Annotated in this window: 2 protein-coding genes and 1 pseudogene; 2 read left to right on the plus strand and 1 reads right to left on the minus strand. The window is 67.4% G+C overall.

From position 1 onward, the window contains the following. The first annotated feature begins 235 nt into the window (after positions 1-235). Entirely contained in the window at positions 236-1,087 is an 852-nt protein-coding gene (locus JCM19049_RS20770; RefSeq protein ID WP_279403144.1) for a sodium:proton antiporter, read from the plus strand. A 67-nt stretch (positions 1,088-1,154) separates the two neighbouring features. After that, a complete protein-coding gene (locus JCM19049_RS20775) occupies positions 1,155-1,817 on the plus strand; it encodes a hypothetical protein (RefSeq protein WP_279403145.1) in 663 nt (220 codons plus the stop codon). Here JCM19049_RS20775 and JCM19049_RS12610 read toward each other — a convergent pair. Continuing rightward, positions 1,814-2,039, minus strand: a pseudogene (locus JCM19049_RS12610) (23S rRNA (uracil(747)-C(5))-methyltransferase); the annotation flags it as partial. The gene JCM19049_RS20775 and the pseudogene JCM19049_RS12610 overlap by 4 nt on opposite strands.

A 2,039-nucleotide genomic window follows, 5' to 3' on the forward strand; every position in this document is an offset into this window, starting at 1 on the left:
CACCGAGCAGTACGGCGGGCCGGACCGGGCCGTGGTCACCGGCACCCACCGGGGCAACGCAGTGAAAACCTCCTTTACGCGCAGCAACGGCTGCGCGATCGCCGAATGGGATGCGCTGGCCCCACTGCTGGGCCACGGCGGACTCTAGGCGACCTGCCACCCGCGGACCGACACGGAAAAAAGTTGATGAAAATCAACTACATTTGATCGTGTGACAACTAGGATTTGAGGTGTCATGGAATTCTTCCTCCTCACCGTCGCCCTGCTCTTTGTCACCGTGCTGGTGGTGGGAGTTTCCGAACGCATCGGACTGCCCTATCCGATCCTGATGCTGCTGACCGCGCTGGTGGCCGGCTTCCTGCCGTTCATGCCGACCCTGCACATCGACCCCGAACTGATCTTGCCGCTGTTCCTGCCGCCGCTGCTGTTCGCCACCGCCCAACGCAGCTCCTGGTCGGTCTTCCGGCTGCGCTGGCGCACGCTGATCCGCATGGCGGTGCTGCTGATCGTGGTCACCGCCGGCGCCGTGGCCGCCACCGTCTGGGCCTTCGTGCCGCTGCTGTCCCTGCCCCTGGCCATCGCGCTGGGCGCCATCGTCGCCCCGCCGGACCCGGTGTCCGTGGACGCGATTGCCACGAAGGTGAAGATGCCGCGCCGGCTGACCTCGCTGCTGGAGACCGAGGGCCTGTTCAACGACGCGATGGCGATCGTGATCTTCCAGCTGGCGGTGAACGCCACCATCAACCGCACCGACGTGGGACTGGAAATCATCCCGCAGTTCGTGCTCGGCGCCGCGGCCGCCACCATCCTGGGCATTGCAATGGCCTGGCTGGTCGGGGCAATGAACCGCTTCGTGCCGAACCTGGTGGCCCGCTGCGCGGCCACGCTCGTGGCCCCCTATGCGGTGTACCTGCTGGCCGAGGAGGTGCACGCCTCCGGGGTGATCGCGGTGGTGATCACGGCGCTGGAGCTGGGCCGCCGGGCCCGCCCACAGGACTCCCGTGAACGGCTGACCCGCACCGCGTTCTGGGAAGTGCTGGAGATGCTGGCCACGGGCCTGGCGTTCGGTTCATGGGCATTGAGATGAACCGGGTGGTCATCGAGGAGGGCGCGCACCTGCTGACCTTCATCCCGCAGGTGGCCTGATCTGTGCGGTGGTGATCCTGGTGCGCCTGGCCTGGATTTTCGCCACCTACTACCTGCCGCACGTGCGGGCGCAGGGCATGTCCGCCGCCAAGGACTCGCTGGTGCTCACCTGGTGCGGGATGCGCGGGCTGGCAACCCTGGCCCTGGCGCTCGCGTTGCCGGTCAGCGACGCGGCCGGGCAGGCGATCGAAGGCCGGAACTTTGCGGTGGTCACCGCCTGCGCGGTGCTGCTGACCACGCTGGTGATCCCGGGGCTGACCCTGCCGGCGCTGATGCGGGTGCTGAAGATCCAGGACAATGTGGAGCTGCTGGGGCGCAAGCGGCGCAAGCTGGCCAACCGGGCACAGCACACCGCGATGGAGACCCTGAAGGCCTCCCCGGACCTGGACAGGCTGCCCGATGACTACCGGGAGCTGGTGACCCGCCGGCTGCAGACGCTGCACACCCTGCTGCTCAGCGAAGAGTCGCAGGTGGAAAGCGACACCCTGCACGGGCAGAAAATGGCCAAGTACCGCAAGCTGATCCACATCTCCGATTCCCTGCAGAGCCAGGCGCTGGACGCGGCCCGCAACGAGCTGCTGCGGGCGCGCAACGAACCGGGGGTGGACCCGCACATGGTCGATGAGATCATTCACCGCCTCGACCAGCGCACCATGATCCTGGACCGCTAGCTGTTGTCCGCCGTGCGGGGGCGGCGCTGCAGGCGCACAATCACCTCATAGTGGTTGGTCTGCGGGAACATGTCCATCACCCGTGCCTCGACGGCGGTGAACCGGTCCATGCGCCGCAGGTCCTTGGCCAGGCTCACCGCGTTGCAGCTGGAGTAGATCACGTGCTGCACCTCAGAGGCGTTCAGCCAGTCGGCCAGGGTGGGCCCGATGCCGCGCCGCGGC

It is taken from the genome of Arthrobacter sp. JCM 19049, from assembly GCF_001310435.1.

What these genes read in the sequence shown, in the direction of transcription:
- JCM19049_RS20770 (WP_279403144.1), top strand. Translation starts at nt 236, where the DNA reads ATGGAATTCTTCCTCCTCACCGTCGCCCTGCTCTTTGTCACCGTGCTG.